Origin of the sequence: Enterococcus sp. 2G9_DIV0600 (assembly GCF_002140615.1) — a bacterium.
GTDB lineage: Bacteria > Bacillota > Bacilli > Lactobacillales > Enterococcaceae > Enterococcus_D > Enterococcus_D innesii.
This window is the reverse complement of the sequence record NZ_NGLL01000001.1, coordinates 566,803-586,011: the sequence shown is the minus strand read 5'-3', so window position 1 is coordinate 586,011 and position 19,209 is coordinate 566,803. Positions and strand designations below refer to the sequence as shown.

Sequence of the window (19,209 nt, the reverse complement as noted above, 5' to 3'; positions counted from 1 at the left end):
CTATCCCTGAATGATATCATTTAATAATCTTAGTTCTAAATCCGGTATTTGAATAGTATATTCTGCTTCAATATCATAAAAGGCCGCTCGAATTTTTTCTATATCTTCTCTATTTTCTTTTTTGTACTGTTCAATGTCGCTTTGATCATCAACACTTTCTTTACGTAAAATCCTCTCGATCATACAGCTGCAGTGTAAATATAAAAGAAAAAGCTGATTATTAGAAAATTCGATTTCCATTAATTCAGCTGTTTCTCGAATTGCTTTTTGGACAGATGCCAATACTTTATCGGGATCTAATATCGTCAAATTTTCAACGATTTTACCAATGGAAAAACGGAAAATTAATGCCTCTTGCAGATTCTCAGATTCAATGGTAATTTCTTTTCCCAACAATCGAAGAAACTCACCAATGGCTTCCCCATTAATCAAACGATCTAATCCAATATACGGTATTCCCGAAATTTTTGGGTCCTCTGTTCCGACAATCATCATTACATCATATAAGTGAAACGGCATCTCATATTTTTTATTTTTACTTAATTTTTTATAATCGTATGGAATAATCATCAGTTCTTTCACAGAATCACCCAAACATTTCGTTAAAATTTCTTGAATCTGGGTTGCACTTCCTATACCGGTGTAACAACAGGTAATAATTGCTTTCTTTTTTCTCGTTGACGGAAACAGCAATTGCTTTTGCAAAACCAGTTGGGGATCAATTTTCTGTTCAATTTCAGCGATGCTTTTGTCTTCTAAAATAGATTGTCCTACTTCTAACAAAAGCGGCGTATTGACATGGTCAAAAACAAGCAAGGGTCCTTTCAAATGATCACTCAGACCTTTTCCAATTTGGTTTAAAGAACCCATATCGACCAAAAGAATCAATCCTGAATCTGTTCGATACTCTTCGAGAAAACGAATAAGCTGTGCCTCTATTTTCTCTAAAGTAATATCTAGTGGCATATCATATGCATGAAAGACATTTTTGTTTAATAAACGATTCGCAACATTTGCCATGCTGCTTGCTGTTGAATACCCATGTGCTAAGACAATACTCTTAATTCCTGTAGTCACATTCGTAATGTTTAAACTATACAAATAAATAGTAATAAAGAAAATATCTTCCGTATAAACCGGCTGATCTAATCGTTCAGACAGTATAGTTAAAATTTTTTTTGCAAACCAATAAGATGTTTCCATTACACTTGATAAAAAATCACTTAGCTGCTCTTGTAGACCATCTCTTTGCAGATCTTCTTCCGCAAGCACCTGATTATCTTTCATGAATAAATAATTTGCTAGTGCAACAACACGATTTCCATCTTGCGCAAATCCATAGCTGTCACGCAGAAAATCAATTGTTTGCCGAATATGATAAATTAAAATAGTATACAAAGACTGTTCTTTTTCATAATCCTCTTGAAAGATCAAACTATCCATAATTTGAGTGACTTTTTCCACCATTTTGTTGATAAAGATCGACGCATCAGTTTTGTGTGTAATCATATCAAAAAATTCTTGAATCAATTGTTCAAAAAATTTCACTAGCAGATGGTTTTTTCTCTCTAAACGCAACTGTCGCGTTTCTTTAGGGTAATAAAGTCGATCTGTTTTTTTCTTTCTTGGCTTGTCTAATTTTTCCTTATATTTACAGCTATATTCTAATGGCATATCCAACAATCTGACTTGGATCAATGGTTGATTTTTTTGATGAATGTACGCATTTCCACAAGCATATTTAACAATATTTTTGATATTCCCCACATTGCCTTCAAAGTCACTATCTAGCAAAAAATGAATCAGAGCATTAGAAACCGATAATTTTCTATTTAATATTTTACTTTCTGAAATAAAAAATTCATCAATTATCGCTAATCGTTCTAATGAAGGTCGTTGATGAAATCTTGGCAAATTGACAACTACTGGAACTCGCCGGATAAAAGTCGGCAAAAATGTCTTGTAAATATTTTCAGTTGTAGCAAAAATGAGCCGAACTTTAGATTTTCTGCGTATGCTGTTATCACCCATCGGGGAAAATTCGCCAGAATCCATAAAGGTAAACAATTTCTCCTGCCCCTCTTCCGATAATCGGTGCACTTCATCCAGGAACAAGATCCCTTCATTAGATTTCTCAATAACGCCATGGTGTTCTTCCGTTGCACCAGTAAATGCGCCTTTTGTATAACCAAACAAAGCTGCCGATAATAATTCGGGATTATTTACATATTGTGCACAGTTATAAGCGATAAATGGCGCATTTTTATCGATTACTTTTTACTCCACCGCATACTCGAAAATTTTATTTGCCATAAACGTTTTCCCTGAGCCGCTGGCACCAATCAGTAATAAAGGCAGTCCTTGTCCTGGATAAAGAACCGCTGTCTTGATTTGATCAATCACTTCTTTCAAGCTGCCTTTAGCACCGATCACCTGATCAAGCGCTGGGACTTTCTTATACCATAACAAGCTCTCCAATGAATCAATTTCCGTCTGTGAAGTAAAGATATCTAAGCATTCTAGCGCCTTTTTATGTAAGAATAAAACAGGATAATTTTTCACTTTTATATACTTCCCTTGCCGAACCCCTTCATTCAAATAGCTGCTGATCGTACTTCGCTCGAGCTGTAAAAATTGTGAAATATTACTTGCTGAATAATTGATCGTATTCGTTGTTTTCACTTCTAGAGTCAATTGATACAAATAGTCATCTAACCGCTTCAAGTTTCCACCTGCTTTCACCATCTATCATATTACCTGTATTCTAGCATAGGTAAAAAACGTCTAATTAAGGGAATAGGTTGGCTTAAAAACTATAAGCCAACCTTGTTATCACTTCTTTATCTATTAATAAGACAATTTCCACATGTATCGTCTTTTCGTTAGTGGATGCTGTCTTGCTGCAGCCAACTCTTCTGCATATACTCTAAACACAGCCGTGATAACGAATGGATTAAAATAATCTACAACTTCTTTCTCAATGTGTGCAGATAATCCATAATCCAAAGCATCTATCACTTCGGTTTTTGTGTCAAAACGTTCAAGGAAGGCCAGCGCTCTTGCATCAATGCTTCTCGTTTTTCCATCATTCATCAATAGGATAAATGGAATATTTTTATCCACAATCTCAAAGGGACCATGGAAGAATTCACCGGAATGAAAAGTTCCTGAATGGATCCATTGCATTTCCATCAATAAACAAATCGATGTAGAATAGGCTGTTTCTAGTGTTGCTCCACTGCTCATCACATAAATAACTTCCTCATCTTTGAATCTTTGAGCAAATTTCTTTGCATCTTTGCGAGCAGATTCAGCACTGGTTTGTACCAAGTCATAAATTTTCGCAAAACTTTTTTCCATCTTTTGATAATGGGCATACCCTTCAATTTGGTGTAAAATCTCTACTGCCAACTCTAAACAGTAACCTGTTTTTTCTAATTTTGCTGCATAGTTTTCGCCGAAGCGATGATAAATCACATAGTCGGCATCTTTTGTCAAAGGCGAATCCACACTTTGTGTTAGGCTAATCACCGTTGCCCCTTTTTCTTTAGCAACTGCATTTGCTTCAACGGTTTCTGGTGTGGTACCGCCTAAAGAAGCAGAGATAACGATAGTCGTATCATCAACAGATACTGGCGTTGCATGATTGAACTCATTGGCTGTATAATGACTAATACGTAATGTTTTGGCATTTTGCTCTAAAAAATATTTCGCAGGGTATAGATCTGCCTTGGATGCCCCGCATCCTACAAACACGATCGATTTCACTTCTTTCTTAGCAGCAATTTCTTTAATAATTTCTTTTGAATTCAGCATTTTGAATTCCTCCTTATTTATTTTTTAACCAAAGTTTCTGGTTCATTCCTATTGCAATATACCTAACAAGCTCAGCACAATGCCGCCAGCTAGACAAATTGTCAACATCCAGCCAGTTTTGACTTTCTTTTGCAACAACCAATACATGAGAAATGTCAGACCTAATGGAAGAAGCTGCGGCATGATATTGTCTAACACTTCTTGTAAAACAAACGCATCATTCATCTGAATAGGCGTCGTAATGCCGATCATACTGGCGATCATCGAGCCAATTACCATCAAACCGACGATCGAACATACATACATTACTTTATCCATCAACCCTTCTTGATAAAGTTTGGCTAGATACTTATTTCCCATGGTATAGCCGATTTTCCCACCATAATAAGTAACTAAGAAAGAAGGTACAAATGAAATAATCATTGCTAAAATGGGGCCCAAAATACTGCCTTGTTGAGCTAAATTGATTCCCAAACCAAAAGCTAACACTCGGATAGTTCCTTGAAAGAATGAATCCCCTATGCCTGACAGTGGTCCCATTAGAGATGTTTTCACAGCGGTAATTGATTCAGGATTAAAGTTTTCATGATCTTCGTGATACTGTTCTTCCATGGATGCAGCTAATCCCAATACAAAAGCACTCGTTTGGGGGGTGCAGTTGTAATATCTCATATGCCGTTCATACGCCTCTTTTTTCAAAGCATCGTCTTTCGACTCTTTGTATATCTCATCTAGTATGGGGGCGATTCCATACATGAAGCCCATATTCATTTGACGTTCATAATTCCAAGAGGATTGAATGGCCCAAGATCGCCATAAAAATTGCCGGTATTTCCAAGCGTTCTGATCTTTTTTCTTCATTAAGTTTCCCTCCTTATAATTCATCTAATGGATCAGGTTCTCCATGACTGTTGCCAGTCTCTTTACTATGAATTTGAATCATTACAAAAGCGGTAATACAAGCAAAAGCAGCTACACCAGTCACACTTAAATTAGAATAGGCAGTAATCAAAAAGCCCAGTAATAAAAAGGGAACAAGTTTTTTGGTTAACATTGTTTGCAACAGTAACGCAAAACCAAATGCTGGTAAAATTTTACTTGCGACAGTAAGCCCGTTCGTTAACCATTCCGGGATAGCTTCCACGATTTGTGATACCAAGTTCGTTCCAAAATAGATTGCTAGAAAAATCGGAAGAAAGTACATTAAGCTATAGAGGGCTGTCCCATACAATATGTGAATTCTCCTTGCTTTTTGATATTCGCTTCTCTCGATAAATTTATCTGCAACGTGTGTCAAATTTGACAAAATCGTACGCATCAGAATGCCTAACATCTGTCCTAAAACAGAGATTGGAATCGCAATGGTTAAGGCTGTTTCAGCATTGGCATTGGACAAAATAGCAAAAGAAGTCGCAATGATCGATGCCATGTTCATATCCGGCGGTGCTGCTGCACCGATATTGACGATACCCAAGGACATTAACTCCAATGAAGCACCAACCATTAATCCTTTTTCTAAATCCCCCAAAACCAAACCAACCAGTGTACTTACAATAAGCGGCCGTTCAAAATTCATTCTTCCCAGCAGTCTTGAATCTAAAATACAAAAAACACCAATTAAACCTAAAGCAATTGATTGGATGATCATCTTCCTTCCCCCTTTATATCATTGTGTTTAAATCCTCTTTCTTAGAGGTTGGAACCTGTTGTATAAATTGAGCGATTCCCTGCTCTTTTAAACATTTCGCATCAGCAATTTCTTCTTCGTTTAAAAAGACTGCATTGCTGAATTGTTTGGAACCTGTTTTTTTTATAATCCCCCCATAGTTGATTTCTTTTATTTTTGGATATGCTTCACAAAATTTTCTTACCTCCTTTGTGTTCCCAAAAATCAGCATAATATTCTCATTCAAAGTCTCAATTTTGGGTATTTTTTCTAATAGCTCCGCCACAGAAAAAATATGTAATTTTACCCCTGTCGGCTTAGATAGATTTAAAGACATTTTCTTGAAATCATCTTTTGCAGCTTCAGTATTGGCTACAATGATTCGGTTAATATTCAGTGATTTACTCCAAGAAAAAACAACTTGTCCATGCAATAATCGGTGATCAATACGTACTAACTTAATCATAGTTCATCTCCTTCGGCGGTTAATCCTACCAATAATTTCTTACAATCCACGAGAGAGTTTTGGCTCTCTAGGATAATATTACTTAAATCATTTTCATTAATCGGTCCGCAATGCGTTGCTAAAGAAATAACCAGCGGTAAATTCATTCCTGTAATCAGTTGTATCTCTGGGTGTTCTTTTATAATCGTCATCATGTCATTATTAACACTCCCCCCTAAAATGTCTGTTAATATATACGTATTGTTTGTATCTGTCTCCCTAAGCATTCTGTTTATTTGCTTTAAAACAGGTTCATCCTCGTCTCTAAATGCAGACAAAGCATAAATAGGAATACTATCTCCTATGATCATCGTGGCTGTTTGTTTTAATCCTTGAGATAATTCCCCATGGCTGACAAGAATTATTGTTACCATTTCCATTCCTCCTATCCTTTCACTTTTTATTAGCAAAGAGTATGCCAACTTAAAAAGCATTGGTATCACTTGATTTCTTTAATTTTTCTCAACACTTTTGTATGACTAGTGAAAGTGTTGGATAAAGTGTGGCCGAATCCTTTTAGACTTAACGAATAGGAACAACGATTGAAGATTATAGGATTTTTATTGCTTCTACGAGCGATTTGCTCCTCTGGTAAAATAAAAAAAATTTTTCTACTAGCAGCTGTTATGTTCAAAATAGCGCTTTTGCAGATATGTTTGGTTTTCTACAAGAATTATTAGTTCTTTAATGGATCGATCAATAAAATCTTTAATTTTTATGGGTCTTACTCCTACCTAAATTGAAAAGCTGCTTAACAGCAAAAAAAGAGCCTTCCTTTGATAAGGAAGGCTCTTAATAATGTTGCAACAACATTTATTTTGTTTTTGTCTAAAATTATTCTGCAGCGTTTGTGTCTTTGAGACCGTATTTTTTGTTGAAACGGTCCACACGTCCGTCTGCTTGTGTGAATTTTTGACGTCCAGTGTAGAATGGATGTGAATCAGAAGTTACTTCGACACGGATCAATGGATACGTGTTGCCGTCTTCCCACTCAACAGTTTCTTGAGAATTCTTTGTAGAACCTGATAAGAATTTGAAACCAGTAGTTGAGTCCATGAATACAACTGGATGATAATCTGGATGGATATCTTGTTTCATTTCTTCTTCTCTCCTTTGCCCTGGCTCATTTGCTTCACCAGAGTTGATTTGTCGATTTTACAACATGACTATCTTACCATGTTTGGTTTTTAGATGCAATTATCTTTTTATATTTCTTTTTTGCCGCTTGTCTCCGAAATGGACATCATGAAAAGCCGCTAAAAACTCTTCATTGTTCTTCGTTTTGCGCAAGAATTGAATGAATTGTTCTGTGAACTCTAAGGAATCCCCTAACATGTTGTTGCGCAAGCGCCAAGTTTCTTCCAATTGTTCACTGCTCATCAGCAATTCCTCTTTACGAGTACCAGATTTCTTGATGTCGATCGCAGGGAAGATCCGACGTTCTGCTAAGCTGCGAGAAAGCTGCAGCTCCATATTGCCGGTTCCTTTAAACTCTTCATAGATGACATCATCCATGCGGCTGCCGGTATCCACCAGTGCTGTGGCAAGAATCGTCAAACTGCCGCCTTCTTCAATATTACGGGCAGCACCAAAAAATTTCTTTGGTTTGTACAAAGCAGCTGGATCGATCCCGCCACTTAGTGTACGTCCGCTTGGAGGTACCACTAAGTTGTAGGCTCTTGCCAAACGAGTGATACTATCCATCAGAATCACGACATCACGCTTGTCTTCTACCAAACGCATCGCCCGTTCTAGTACCAATTCAGAGACACGGGTATGATTGCTAGGCTGCAGGTCAAAGGTTGAAGAAACAACATCGCCTTTGACACTGCGTTCCAGATCAGTCACTTCTTCTGGGCGCTCGTCGATCAAAAGAACGATCAATTCCACCTCAGGATAGTTGTCAGTGATCCCATTGGCAATTTCTTTCAATATACTGGTTTTCCCAGCTTTAGGCGGAGCAACGATCAGTCCCCGTTGTCCAAAACCCACTGGCGACAGCATGTCGATCATCCGAGTAGAAAGGCGTCCTGACGTTGTTTCTAATTTTAAATGACGATTCGGATAAAGCGGCGTCAACGCTGGAAAATGCGGACGCTCTTTGGCATCTTCTGGATCTTTGCCATTAACAGACTCAACGTGCATCAATCCATAATAGCGCTCAGATTCCTTGGGCGGGCGCGCCTTACCGGCGACTTTATCGCCATTACGCAAACTAAACCGACGAATCTGTGACGAAGAAATATAGATATCTTCTGCACTCGGTCCGTAGTTGATTGGGCGTAAAAAACCGTAGCCTTCTTGGCCTACGATATCCAAGATTCCTTCCATATAAAAGAAGCCTTGTTTTTCCGCCTGCGCCCGTATCACAGCCAATGACAATTCTTTTTTATTCATTTGGCTGTAATAAGGAATTCGAAACTCTTTGGCAAAGGTGTAGATTTCTTTTAAGGTTTTGTTTTCCAACTCTGCCATCGTAAGATAATCGCTCATAATTACTCCTCTATCATTTGAATATCAGCTCCAAGAGCCGTTAGTTTTTCGATGATATGATCATAGCCGCGCAAAATGTACTCGACATTAAAGACGCTGGTCGTGCCAGTCGCCATCAATCCGGCAATGACAAGGCAAGCTCCTGCTCGTAAATCAGAAGCGACAACTTCTGCTCCGTGCAATTGGCTTGGTCCGCTGACAAAAATCATGTTGCCTTCTGTCGTTGCTTGTGCGCCCATTCGTGCTAATTCAGGAATATGGTTGACCCGTTTGGCGTAAATCGTGTCCATGATTTCCGACGTTCCTTTTGCTTTTAGCAATAATGGTGTGATCGGCTGTTGCAGGTCTGTGGCAAATCCTGGATAAGGATAAGTTTTCACAGTCGCTGGTTTCAAGTCTTTTGAGGGATGCACATAGATTTCATCTTCACTAATATCCATTCGCACGCCGATTTCTTCCAATTTCGCAATGTAGCTTTCTAGATGCTCATAAATCACATTTTTGACAGTAATGCCTTCCCCCGCTGCTGCGGCTAAAGAAAGGTAGGTTCCTGCTTCGATCCGATCTGGAATGATGGAATGACGACAACCGTGCAATTCTTCCACGCCTTCGATACGAATTTCATTGGTACCTGCACCTCTGATTTTCGCTCCCATATTATTTAAAAGGGTGGCAACATCAATGATCTCAGGTTCCCGTGCGGCATTTTCAATGATCGTTTTGCCTTTGGCTTTTACTGCTGCCAGCATCACATTGATGGTTGCTCCGATGGAGACCATATCTAGGAAGATCCGTTCGCCAGTCAAGCCTTCTTCTTCGGTACGCAAATACATAGCACCATGTTCATTGGTGACTTTTGCGCCAAGTGCTTCGAAGCCTTTAATATGCAGATCGATGGGTCGCGGGCCTAAGAAGCAGCCGCCAGGCAATCCAACGACGCCTTCACCAAACTTCGCCAACAATGCCCCCATGAAATAGTAAGAAGCTCGTAGACTATTGATTTTTCCGTTAGGCATCGGGATCGAAACGATGTTTGTCGGATCGATCTCAAGCGTATTGTTTTCAAAATGGGTCTTCACACCCATGATTTCGATAATCTCAATTAATGAGTGCACATCTTGGATGTCAGGCACTCCTTCTAAAATGACCGGTGAATCAGCTAAGATCGCTGCCGGGATCAATGCGACTGCACTGTTTTTTGCGCCGCTAATGGTGACTTCACCTTTTAAGGGTCGATTGCCGTTGATGACAATTTTTTTCATGGAATTCCACCTATACTCTTTTTTAATTTATGTGTATCATTCCAATTTTAGCACAGATCCCTCAAAGAAAAAAGATGCAGGATATTTTTGATCCCCGCATCAAGAATATTTTCTTGGAAAACAAAAAAACTCTTAGAATCAGTGATTCTAAGAGTTTTGATCTTTGATTAAGATTAAGCTTTACCAGCTGAACCGAACCAGTCGATGTGTTCTTCTGCATCTTTAACGATTGCAGCAACACCTGGTGCTAATAATTTACGAGGGTCGAATCCTTTACCTTCTTTATCTTTGCCAGCTTCGATGTATTCACGAGTTGCTTTAGCAAATGATAATTGGAATTCAGTATTTACGTTTACTTTAGAAACACCCATTGAGATTGCTTTTTCGATTTGGTCTTGAGGAATACCAGAACCACCGTGTAATACTAATGGTACATCAGAACCTACTGCATCAGCGATTGCTTGTAAGTGGTCAAAAGCAAGGCCTTTCCAGTTTTCAGGGTATTGACCGTGAATGTTACCAATTCCGCAAGCTAGGTAATCAATACCAGTTGCAACCATTTGTTTACATTCTTCGATGTCAGCTAATTCGCCAGAACCGATGATTCCATCTTCTTCTCCGCCGATTGAACCAACTTCACACTCAACAGAAACGCCTTTTGCGTGTGCTTTTTCGACAACTTCTTTAGCCAATTTCAAGTTTTCTTCAAATGGTAAGTGAGAGCCATCAAACATAACAGAAGTGTAACCAACTTCGATACATTCCATTGCTGCATCATAATCACCGTGGTCTAAGTGGATTGCAACTGGAACAGTGATGTTCATTGAATCAACCAAGTTTGTAACGATGTCTTTAGCAACTTTGTATCCGCCCATATATTTGGCAGCACCCATTGAAGTTTGGATTAGAACTGGCGCTTTTTTCGCTTCAGCAGCTTTTAAAATCGCTTGTGTCCATTCTAAGTTGTTTGTGTTGAATCCGCCGACTGCATATCCGCCTTGACGAGCAGCTTTTAAGAATTCAGCTCCTGATACTACTGGCATAAAAAATTCCTCCTAAGTTTTGAAAAACTTTATTTGTTAAGCAATGCTTAACCGACAATGCTATTTTAGCAAAGATTTGCGGTATTTGCTACTAAAAAGAGGAATTTCTCTTTTCAAAAAAAGATTGCACAAATATAAAAATCCAGCATTTTCATCATCTTTTCTGAAAGTCTACGATTCTGTAAGGTTTTGCTCTCCTATAAGCGGTCGTTAGATAACAAATCAGCATGTGAAAATTCGAGAAAAATTTCACATATTTTTTCGTCATTTTATCATAATTTTCCAGTAAATCCTTCCTTCTTCTCCTCTGAGCATAAGAATAGCCTTGTGAAAGCGGCTATATTATTATGTAAAAAAGGAGGGATAAAATGAAAAAAGCGCTTATTGGATTTTTGGCAGTCATCGGGGTTCTTTTCTTGGCAAGTTGCAGCTCGGGGGCCAAAGAAGAAACCAAAACATTCACAATGAATCAAAATGGGGTTTCGATGGAACTGGTCTTCACTTATGAAGGCGATAAAGTAAAAACTCAGACTGCGAACAATGTCATGCCTTATTCAGCAATTGGGGTAACGACCAAAGAAGAAGCACAGACGGTACTTGATCCGATCGCAGAACAGTATCAGCAAGTCAAAGGGTTGGACTATTCCCTCGACTATACAGATAGTGAAGCGACTGAATCCTTGAAGATCAATTACGACGAGTTGGATTATGATTCAGCAAAACAATTGCCTGGGGTTAGTTTTGAAGGAAATACCGAAAATGGGATCAGCATGGAACGTACAGAGGAAATGCTCTTGGATCAAGGGTATAAATTAAAAGAATAATCCTCTCTAGGCACCAGCAAATCAACACGCGTTTCCGCTGGCGGATTTCATTCGAACTGTTAGCGAAAAAAATAATGCATCAGCCTGAAACTTCCGGTCGTTTTGACGGAAGTTTTTTGTATGCAGAAACAGATGATTTCCACCAACGCTCACGCAAGTGTCAACCTTTTACGGATTACTGGGATCGCGCAACTCAAAAAACTCCCCATCTTGAGATGAGGAGTTTCGCACATTCATTTTTTGGTTTGCGGCTAGCGATTATTACGCTTGATGGTTGTCTAATGAAGCACCAACAAATGCTTTGATCAAGCGTTGTGGGCGTGTTGGACGAGAAATCAATTCTGGGTGGAATTGGCAACCCACGAAGAATTTGTTTTCTGGAATCTCAACGATCTCAACCAAACGATTGTCTGGTGACACACCTGAGAAGACCATACCATTTGCTTCAAAGATTTCACGGTATTTGTTATTAAATTCATAACGATGACGGTGACGTTCTTGAACAACTTCCTCCCCATCATAAGCTGCAGCTGTTTTGGTGCCTTTTTTCACTTTACATGGATACAAGCCTAAACGCAATGTTCCACCTAAGTTTTCGATGTTTTCTTGGTCAGCCATCAAGTCAATGATGTTATTGGCTGTTTCAGGATCCGTTTCTGCGGAGTTGGCATTTTCCAAGCCAACGACATTGCGGGCATATTCCACACAAGCCATTTGCATCCCTAGACAAATCCCTAAGAATGGCACATCATTTTCCCGAGCATAACGGATCGCTTCGATTTTCCCTTCAATCCCACGATCACCAAATCCACCAGGAACAAGGATCCCGTCTACTTCACCTAAGTAAGACTCCACATTTTCCCGTGTGATTTCTTGGGCTTTGATCCAATCGATCTCGATGTCTGCATCAAAGGCAAAACCAGAATGTTTCAAGGCTTCGACAACTGATAGATAAGCATCTGGCAATTCCACATATTTTCCGACTAATGCGATGCGTACTTTTTTCTTCAAATTCAGCACCTTTTCTTCCAATGCTTGCCATTCAGTCATGTCAGCAACTGGTGCGGTCAGTTTCAAATGATCACACACGATTTGATCCATGCCTTGCGCTTGCAGTGCCAATGGGATCGAATAAAGGGTCTCAACGTCACGAGATTCGATCACGGCTTCTGGTGCCACATCACAGAATTGTGCCAATTTGTTTTTTGTTGATTGTCCTACGGGTTGTTCTGTCCGAACGACCAAGATATTTGGTTGAATCCCTAAGCCGCGCAGTTCCTTCACACTGTGTTGGGTCGGTTTGGTTTTCATTTCGCCCGCTGCTTTCAAATAAGGAATCAGCGTCGTGTGGATGTACATCACATTGTCTGAACCTACGTCTGCTTTCATTTGACGCAAAGCTTCTAGAAACGGCAATGATTCAATATCCCCTACTGTACCGCCGACTTCTGTGATGATCACATCTGAATCAGTCATTTTGGCTGCCCGCATGATTTTTTCTTTGATCTCGTTGGTAATGTGCGGGATCACTTGAACAGTCGCGCCTAAGTATTCTCCTTTACGCTCTTTCCGCAAAACTTCTGAATAGATTTTTCCAGTTGTTACATTTGAGTATTTGTTCAAATTGATATCGATAAAGCGTTCATAGTGACCTAAGTCTAAGTCGGTCTCTGCTCCATCATCGGTTACGAATACTTCACCATGTTGGTATGGGCTCATCGTTCCTGGATCGACGTTGATGTACGGATCGAATTTTTGAATGGTTACTTTCAAGCCGCGATTTTTCAACAGACGTCCTAATGATGCTGCTACGATCCCTTTACCAATAGAAGAAACCACACCGCCGGTTACAAAAATATATTTTGTCATAAACTGAAAAACTCCTTTAATCTATTTTACAGGAAAAGCATTTAGAAAATAAGAAAAGCTCCCTATCCATAAATGAATAGGGAGCGAAAATTCTAAATCACTTTCTGACTCTTGTAAAGAGTGCCCAAACAGAATGATACATTCTCACCTAGCAAATGTCAAGAAAACTTTATCTGATTTTTTCAGAAAAAACGGAGGTTTCCAAACGAAGCGCTTCACGCTTCAATGCAGCTGGTTCCTCCTTTTTCACGCCGGCATTCTAAGGTTACTCTTTCTTAAACAACCTTCATGTTTTCTGCACAACTTTTTGCAATTTTTTCATTGCTTCTTACGAAATCGTTGAACTCTCTTTGGCATAATACAAAGTGTAGATGAAGTCTGGCGCTTTACTCGTTTTGGTAAAAATGATCGGAACGTATTTCTGGTTATTTTTGGCAAAGACGAGGTGCAGGTTCGATTCCTGCCTTCTACGCTAGTGATGCGGTTGAAAGAGGGCTCTGAGAATCAATGGTAGTAATCCTTAGATTATTGTTTCACCAATGAAACAAAATCAACGTTCGTCCAAGCATTTCCTGAAGCCTTGCTGTAAACCCCGATTTCACAAGCACCTGTTGTAATTGGAATGTCTTCGATTGTAATTTTTGTCCATTCACTTGTTTTAACAACCGCAGTATTTAGTTCCGCTCCACCATAATTTTTGACATATAACTGATTGGTATCAAACTCTCCCCCAGACATTACATAGGCACTTAATGTGTAAGTACCATTGCTTATACCACTAACATTTTGATAAGCTGATGCCTCGTAAGCTTGGTCCTGCCAAAAAGTTAATTTGTAGTCTCCAAAAAAAGTCCCAGCTTCCGTTTTGATCGTACCTTCAGCTGTTCCTTGTTGAAACCACGTTTGCCAATCGGAAGGACTAGTCGTTGGTCCATCGCTCTCGAAACTTGCATTTTTAACCAGATTTGTTTGCGCCCCTGCTTGTTTAAACGCACGCAAGCTTGGCAAGGCGTTTCCAGCAAAATCAAACAGCGCCTGGTTGTCCCATTCGTTTCCCATAGTGGATTGAACACCGAGATAATTCATACCTGCTTGTGTTGCCCAACTCACGTTTCCGTTGTACCAAAGAGGTTCCCAGTAAAAGAAGCCCGCCCCGCGATCATTCGGCACCGCTTGAATACGATCGGCTAGATCCAGCAAATACTCTGCTTGTCCTGTCGGTGTTGGTTCATATCCCCCCGCCGTTGCTTCGGCTTCGCCAAAAGCATTTGGCATAGTATCGGCATTCGCTGTTGTATGCCCATAAGCTGTTTCAACTACGATCACTTCTTTGCCATACCGTTGGCTGATCGTATTCATATTGGTTTGAAGTTCATTCATTGAACCGTGCCAATACGGATAATACGATACTCCAATTAAATCAAATGACACACCCCGACTGGTGATTTCATCAAACCACCAAGTAAATGCTCCTGTATCGCCACCATCAGCTAAGTGGAGCATTACTGGAGTTGTTTTAGGTTGAGTGTCTCGAACAGCTTGGACACCGGACTTCAAAAAAGTAGTCAATCGATCAAACTCACCCCCGTCTTCTCCCCAAGACTTGCCATAAGGCCAGAGCATTCCACTATTCAGTTCATTGCCGATCTGAACCATATCAGGATAAACGTCTAGCTGCTTCATTTCCGACAGAACGTTCTTTGTATAGTCATACAATGCCGTGTTCATTTCTTCAAAGGTCAGATCTTGCCACGCTTTAGGAACATTCTGTTTCCCAGGATCAACCCAAAAATCACTGTAATGGAAATCTAGCAACACGTTGAGTCCAAGATTTTTTGCTCGTTTTGCAAGGGCAATCGTCGTTTCCAGATCATTTGTCCCTGCCCCATAACTTTCTCCGTTACTATTATAAGGATCCTGCCACAAACGCAGTCGAACATAGTTGACACCATTATTTTTTAGAATCTCTAAGGCATCTTTTGAAATACCATCTTCATAATATTTTGCACCAGATTTTTCCATATCTGACAAGATTGAAATATCTGCTCCGCGAATAAATTCGCTGGCAGATGCTTCAACTGTTTTTGAAACAGCCCCCAAAGTCCCTATCACAGCTGTAAATAAAGCGACTTTACGTAACCAAGCTCCCTTTTTCATTCATTTGCTCCTCCTTTATTGAAATTGGTTCAGAATAAATTGAACGGCTTTTTCAGGATCTCTCGTTAATCCGATATATTCTGCTCCTTTTGTCGCAACCAGCTTGATTCCTAAGCGATCGGTATCTTCTTTGATATCATCATAATAAGAATTGACTTGCGGTGCTAAGACCACCATATCAAAATCCTGCAGCATTTCGTAATGAGAACCATAAGCACCCGCCATTGCACTGATCGGTGCTTTCGATTCAGATGCGCCTTCTTTTAAAGCATTAGCTAACATCGCACTTGTCCCTGCTCCAGCACAAAGCACCAACACATTGATTTCTTTATTTGTATCGCTGATAATTTGGCTCGCTGCCACAGGTACTTCCTCAGGTATAGCGGCAGAAGCACCTTCCTCGGTTGCGATCACTTCCGCTTTTTGTGCTTCTTGCTCTACTAAAACAGCATCGTATGCTTTACAAAATGGTAGATAGATCAGGAAGTCAACGACGATTAGAACCGCTGCTAAAACAAAGGCTAACACCCCCATGCCCGTTCCTAGAACCAGACCGATCGGTGCCGGAGTTGCCCAAGGTAAAACGTACATAAAACTGTTCATGCCTAGCACATCGACAAAAAACTTAAACAAGCAAACGTTTACAACTGGTGTTAACAAAAACGGAATGAAAAAATAAGGATTCAAAATCATGGGTGCTGCAAACAACAATGGTTCATTGACAGCAAAACTTACTGGAATAAAGGAAGCTTTCCCGACTGCCTTCAATTGTTTGGACTTAGCAAAGAGTAGGAAGATAAAAGGAACGACCAATGTGGCCCCAGTTCCTCCCATAGTTCCTACAAAATTTCCTAAACCGACTGTCAGTACTTTTGAAGCTTGCTCACCGGAATTGAACAATTGCAGATTGGTTTCCACATTGGCATAGATAATTGCTGCAATTGCTGGTTCCACGATTGACGGTCCATGAACACCGACAAACCAAAATAGCGCCATCGCTCCCCAGATGATAGCGATTCCTAAATAACCGTCGGCTGCTGTGAATAATGGCTGCAGCACAGTAATGATTGCTTCTGCAAATGAGATTTGGAAAATTTGCCGAATACCTAAATCAATTAAAACGGCCGCAAATACTGAAAAAGAGAAAGGAAAAATATCTCGGAAGGTTTGCGAAATCGTACCAGGAACTTCTTTAGGCATCTTAATGGTAATGTCTTTCAGCACACAAAACTTATATAAATTAACTGTTAAAAATGCAGCGACAAAGGACGCCAATAGCCCCTTTGTCCCCATGTATTCCGTTGAAAATCCGCCTTCGATCGGAGAGACGCTTAACAACAGGAAACTTACCACAGAAGCCAGCATCACAGAAGTCGTGTTGATCACTTTGTTTTTCGGTAAGCGGCGATTCATCGAATCAGCCAAGCAGCGAGCAGTGGTTGCTGAAACAAGTAACCCTACAACCCCCATCGAATAATTATAGACTTTCCACAACCAAGTGGAGACAGCTTCAGGCCATTGGTAACCAAAAATCTCAGGAACCGCAGCAATCAAAATGAATATGCTTGAGAATAAAATAGCCGGCATCGCTGTTAAAAATCCGTCACGAACGGCTCCCAGATAACTATTGCGTGAGATTTTTTCAAAAAACGGTTTCCCTTTTTCGATTTGTTTAATGATTCCATCCATAGCGTTCTTCTCCTATCCTTGATTCTGCTTGTACAGTGCAATAAAGTCTTGAATCAGATCCCTCAGCAACAAAGTGGTCATTAAATGGTCCTGTCCATGAATAAAAATGAATCCCATCTCCATCTCTTTTCCCGATGCTTCTTCCGCTAAAATTTTCGTTTGCGAATTGTGTGCAAGAGTTAAATTTTCGTCGGCTTCTTTCAGTGCTGAATCAACATGCTCAAAGTTCCCTTGTCTTACTTCTTTCAATAATTTCAATAATGTACTGCGAGCGTCCCCTGAATAAGCAACGATCTCAAAACCAAGCATTTGTAATTCCTCTTTATTCATCTTTTCTTCCTCCATTATTACTTATTAAATAATCGTTTTGGTTTCACTAACTAATTTGTACCAGTATGCTGACTCTTTCGGGTAACGCTTCTGGGTTTCAAAATCAACATAAAACAAGCCATACCTTTTGTTATACCCATTTGTCCATGAGAAAAGATCCATAAGCGACCACAAAAAATATCCCTTCACATTTACCCCAGCTGTTATCGCCTTGCTTAAGGATTCCAAATAGACTCTCAAATAGTCGATTCTCGGCTGATCCATAATGATGCCATCTTCAAACTGGTCTTTATACCCCATGCCGTTTTCAGTGATATAGATTTTGTTGTAATGCGGGTAATCGCTTTTAATTCGCAACAACAAGTCATAAAGACCTTCTGGATAAATCAGCCAGTCCCAATCTGTTCGAGGAATTCCTTCTTTATAAATGCGTTCTCCGATCCCCTTCACTTTATAAACAGAGGTCCCTTTTTCACCCGTGCCATTATGATGGATCGCGTTTTCTCCATCGTAAGCTTTGACAAAATGGCATTGGTAGTGATTGATCCCTAAATAGTCATTACGCGTGGAGGCTTTTTTCAATTCAACGAAATCTTCTTCAGGAAAATGATAGCTGGCCTGATTTGCTTCACATATCTCATCAAGAGCAGTCAAGGTTTCAGTTGAATAATAGCCTAAATAAGTAGCATCTAATAAGAAGCGGATCGTCAATGCATCGTCTAAAAAGGCTGCATGCTTATCTTCTGGAGCATCTGTTGCCGCATATTTCGTCTCCAATGAGTGAACGACACCGATTTCGCCTTGAAGTTCGTTTTCTTTGAAATAGTTCACAACACGTGCATGGGCAACCATCATATTATGAAGACAGGCGATGATTTTTGTAAAATCATATTTGATTCCTGGTGGGAAAACGCCTAACAAATATTGATTGGTCGCAACAGGATAGATTTCATTAAAGGTACTCCACACTTTCACTTCTTTGAATTCATGAAAACAAAAAATGGCATAGGAAACGAATGCTTCTATTGTTTCTCGATTCAAAAAATCTCCCTGGTCAAACAAACGTTTAGGGGTATCAAAATGATGCAATGTCACAAACGGCGTTACGTTTCTTTTCGCACATTCTTCGAACACACGATGATAAAAAGCGATTCCTTCTGGGTTTGGTTCCCCATCACCATCAGGAAAAATTCGACTCCATGCAATGGATAATCTTAGCCCATTCACACCAAATCGTTCACACAATTCAATATCCTTTGCATATTGATGATAAAAATCACTTGCCGGATCGGGACTGAATCTACCCTGTTCCTCTAAAAAATCATCCCAAGCAACAGCACCTTTGCCGCCCTCCTTAGTGGCTCCTTCAACCTGATAGGCTGCTGTGGCTCCACCAAAAATAAAATCTTCTGGTAATTTAAGCATGTACATCTCTCCTCAAATCTATAATCAGTTTCCGCACTTTCTAACTGATTGAATTGTAATCGCATCCAAAACATTTGTCAACAAAAACAAACATAAATAATCACAAAAATCGAAAAAAAATGATAAAACC

General features: G+C 39.7%; 15 protein-coding genes and 1 pseudogene. 1 reads left to right on the top strand and 15 read right to left on the bottom strand.

The genetic code is table 11. The annotated features are described in order from the left end of the window. The 10 genes and pseudogenes from A5870_RS02810 to A5870_RS02765 form a co-directional block, all read right to left on the bottom strand. A pseudogene (locus A5870_RS02810) lies at positions 1-2,745 on the bottom strand (sigma 54-interacting transcriptional regulator). A gap of 102 nt (positions 2,746-2,847) precedes the next feature. Continuing rightward, the gene (locus A5870_RS02805) at positions 2,848-3,816 is read right to left on the bottom strand and encodes an SIS domain-containing protein (RefSeq protein WP_086291726.1); all 969 of its coding nucleotides are present in this window, start codon (positions 3,814-3,816) and stop codon (positions 2,848-2,850) included. Positions 3,817-3,864: 48 nt separating this feature from the next. Then, entirely contained in the window at positions 3,865-4,677 is an 813-nt protein-coding gene (locus tag A5870_RS02800; RefSeq protein WP_086291725.1) for a PTS system mannose/fructose/sorbose family transporter subunit IID, read from the bottom strand. 13 nt (positions 4,678-4,690) lie between these two features. Next, the gene (locus tag A5870_RS02795) at positions 4,691-5,464 is read right to left on the bottom strand and encodes a PTS mannose/fructose/sorbose/N-acetylgalactosamine transporter subunit IIC (RefSeq protein ID WP_086291724.1); all 774 of its coding nucleotides are present in this window, start codon (positions 5,462-5,464) and stop codon (positions 4,691-4,693) included. A 13-nt stretch (positions 5,465-5,477) separates the two neighbouring features. Further along, positions 5,478-5,948 (bottom strand): PTS sugar transporter subunit IIB, encoded by a 471-nt coding sequence (locus A5870_RS02790; RefSeq protein ID WP_086291723.1) that lies wholly within the window; start codon positions 5,946-5,948, stop codon positions 5,478-5,480. Beyond that, a complete protein-coding gene (locus A5870_RS02785; protein WP_086291722.1) occupies positions 5,945-6,361 on the bottom strand; it encodes a PTS sugar transporter subunit IIA in 417 nt (138 codons plus the stop codon). Before A5870_RS02785 ends, A5870_RS02790 begins: the two co-directional genes overlap by 4 nt. A 460-nt stretch (positions 6,362-6,821) precedes the next feature. Beyond that, on the bottom strand, positions 6,822-7,085 hold the full coding sequence (locus A5870_RS02780) for a type B 50S ribosomal protein L31 (RefSeq protein WP_005233979.1): 264 nt from the start codon (positions 7,083-7,085) through the stop codon (positions 6,822-6,824). Between the two features lie 99 nt (positions 7,086-7,184). Beyond that, positions 7,185-8,480, bottom strand: a complete 1,296-nt coding sequence (rho, locus tag A5870_RS02775; RefSeq protein WP_005228301.1) for a transcription termination factor Rho — start codon at positions 8,478-8,480, stop codon at positions 7,185-7,187. Positions 8,481-8,482: 2 nt separating this feature from the next. Continuing rightward, entirely contained in the window at positions 8,483-9,742 is a 1,260-nt protein-coding gene (locus A5870_RS02770) for a UDP-N-acetylglucosamine 1-carboxyvinyltransferase (RefSeq protein WP_060791464.1), read from the bottom strand. A 173-nt stretch (positions 9,743-9,915) separates the two neighbouring features. Further along, positions 9,916-10,785, bottom strand: coding sequence for a class II fructose-bisphosphate aldolase (locus A5870_RS02765; protein WP_005228297.1), 870 nt, complete (start codon positions 10,783-10,785; stop codon positions 9,916-9,918). A 368-nt stretch (positions 10,786-11,153) separates the two neighbouring features. Here A5870_RS02765 and A5870_RS02755 point away from each other — a divergent pair, with 368 nt between their 5' ends. Next, a complete protein-coding gene (locus tag A5870_RS02755) occupies positions 11,154-11,609 on the top strand; it encodes a YehR family lipoprotein (RefSeq protein WP_086291720.1) in 456 nt (151 codons plus the stop codon). Positions 11,610-11,870: 261 nt separating this feature from the next. Here A5870_RS02755 and A5870_RS02745 read toward each other — a convergent pair whose 3' ends face one another. The 5 genes from A5870_RS02745 to lacG all read right to left on the bottom strand — a co-directional run bounded on the left by A5870_RS02745 (position 11,871) and on the right by lacG (position 19,079). Then, the gene (locus A5870_RS02745; protein ID WP_086291718.1) at positions 11,871-13,478 is read right to left on the bottom strand and encodes a CTP synthase; all 1,608 of its coding nucleotides are present in this window, start codon (positions 13,476-13,478) and stop codon (positions 11,871-11,873) included. A 525-nt stretch (positions 13,479-14,003) separates the two neighbouring features. Further along, positions 14,004-15,635, bottom strand: a complete 1,632-nt coding sequence (locus A5870_RS02740) for a glycoside hydrolase family 53 protein (protein WP_086291717.1) — start codon at positions 15,633-15,635, stop codon at positions 14,004-14,006. Between the two features lie 15 nt (positions 15,636-15,650). Then, on the bottom strand, positions 15,651-17,324 hold the full coding sequence (locus tag A5870_RS02735) for a PTS lactose transporter subunit IIBC (protein WP_086291716.1): 1,674 nt from the start codon (positions 17,322-17,324) through the stop codon (positions 15,651-15,653). 12 nt (positions 17,325-17,336) lie between these two features. After that, positions 17,337-17,654 carry a PTS lactose/cellobiose transporter subunit IIA gene (locus A5870_RS02730; RefSeq protein ID WP_010749967.1) on the bottom strand — a complete coding sequence of 106 codons (318 nt, stop codon included), beginning with the start codon at positions 17,652-17,654 and terminating at the stop codon, positions 17,337-17,339. Positions 17,655-17,678: 24 nt separating this feature from the next. Beyond that, entirely contained in the window at positions 17,679-19,079 is a 1,401-nt protein-coding gene (gene lacG, locus A5870_RS02725; protein WP_086291715.1) for a 6-phospho-beta-galactosidase, read from the bottom strand. Positions 19,080-19,209: the final 130 nt, after the last annotated feature.

What these genes read in the sequence shown, in the direction of transcription:
- A5870_RS02805 (WP_086291726.1), bottom strand. Translation starts at nt 3,816, where the DNA reads ATGCTGAATTCAAAAGAAATTATTAAAGAAATTGCTGCTAAGAAAGAA.
- A5870_RS02800 (WP_086291725.1), bottom strand. Translation starts at nt 4,677, where the DNA reads ATGAAGAAAAAAGATCAGAACGCTTGGAAATACCGGCAATTTTTATGG.
- A5870_RS02795 (WP_086291724.1), bottom strand. Translation starts at nt 5,464, where the DNA reads ATGATCATCCAATCAATTGCTTTAGGTTTAATTGGTGTTTTTTGTATT.
- A5870_RS02790 (WP_086291723.1), bottom strand. Translation starts at nt 5,948, where the DNA reads ATGATTAAGTTAGTACGTATTGATCACCGATTATTGCATGGACAAGTT.
- A5870_RS02785 (WP_086291722.1), bottom strand. Translation starts at nt 6,361, where the DNA reads ATGGTAACAATAATTCTTGTCAGCCATGGGGAATTATCTCAAGGATTA.
- A5870_RS02780 (WP_005233979.1), bottom strand. Translation starts at nt 7,085, where the DNA reads ATGAAACAAGATATCCATCCAGATTATCATCCAGTTGTATTCATGGAC.
- rho (WP_005228301.1), bottom strand. Translation starts at nt 8,480, where the DNA reads ATGAGCGATTATCTTACGATGGCAGAGTTGGAAAACAAAACCTTAAAA.
- A5870_RS02770 (WP_060791464.1), bottom strand. Translation starts at nt 9,742, where the DNA reads ATGAAAAAAATTGTCATCAACGGCAATCGACCCTTAAAAGGTGAAGTC.
- A5870_RS02765 (WP_005228297.1), bottom strand. Translation starts at nt 10,785, where the DNA reads ATGCCAGTAGTATCAGGAGCTGAATTCTTAAAAGCTGCTCGTCAAGGC.
- A5870_RS02755 (WP_086291720.1), top strand. Translation starts at nt 11,154, where the DNA reads ATGAAAAAAGCGCTTATTGGATTTTTGGCAGTCATCGGGGTTCTTTTC.
- A5870_RS02745 (WP_086291718.1), bottom strand. Translation starts at nt 13,478, where the DNA reads ATGACAAAATATATTTTTGTAACCGGCGGTGTGGTTTCTTCTATTGGT.
- A5870_RS02740 (WP_086291717.1), bottom strand. Translation starts at nt 15,635, where the DNA reads ATGAAAAAGGGAGCTTGGTTACGTAAAGTCGCTTTATTTACAGCTGTG.
- A5870_RS02735 (WP_086291716.1), bottom strand. Translation starts at nt 17,324, where the DNA reads ATGGATGGAATCATTAAACAAATCGAAAAAGGGAAACCGTTTTTTGAA.
- A5870_RS02730 (WP_010749967.1), bottom strand. Translation starts at nt 17,654, where the DNA reads ATGAATAAAGAGGAATTACAAATGCTTGGTTTTGAGATCGTTGCTTAT.
- lacG (WP_086291715.1), bottom strand. Translation starts at nt 19,079, where the DNA reads ATGCTTAAATTACCAGAAGATTTTATTTTTGGTGGAGCCACAGCAGCC.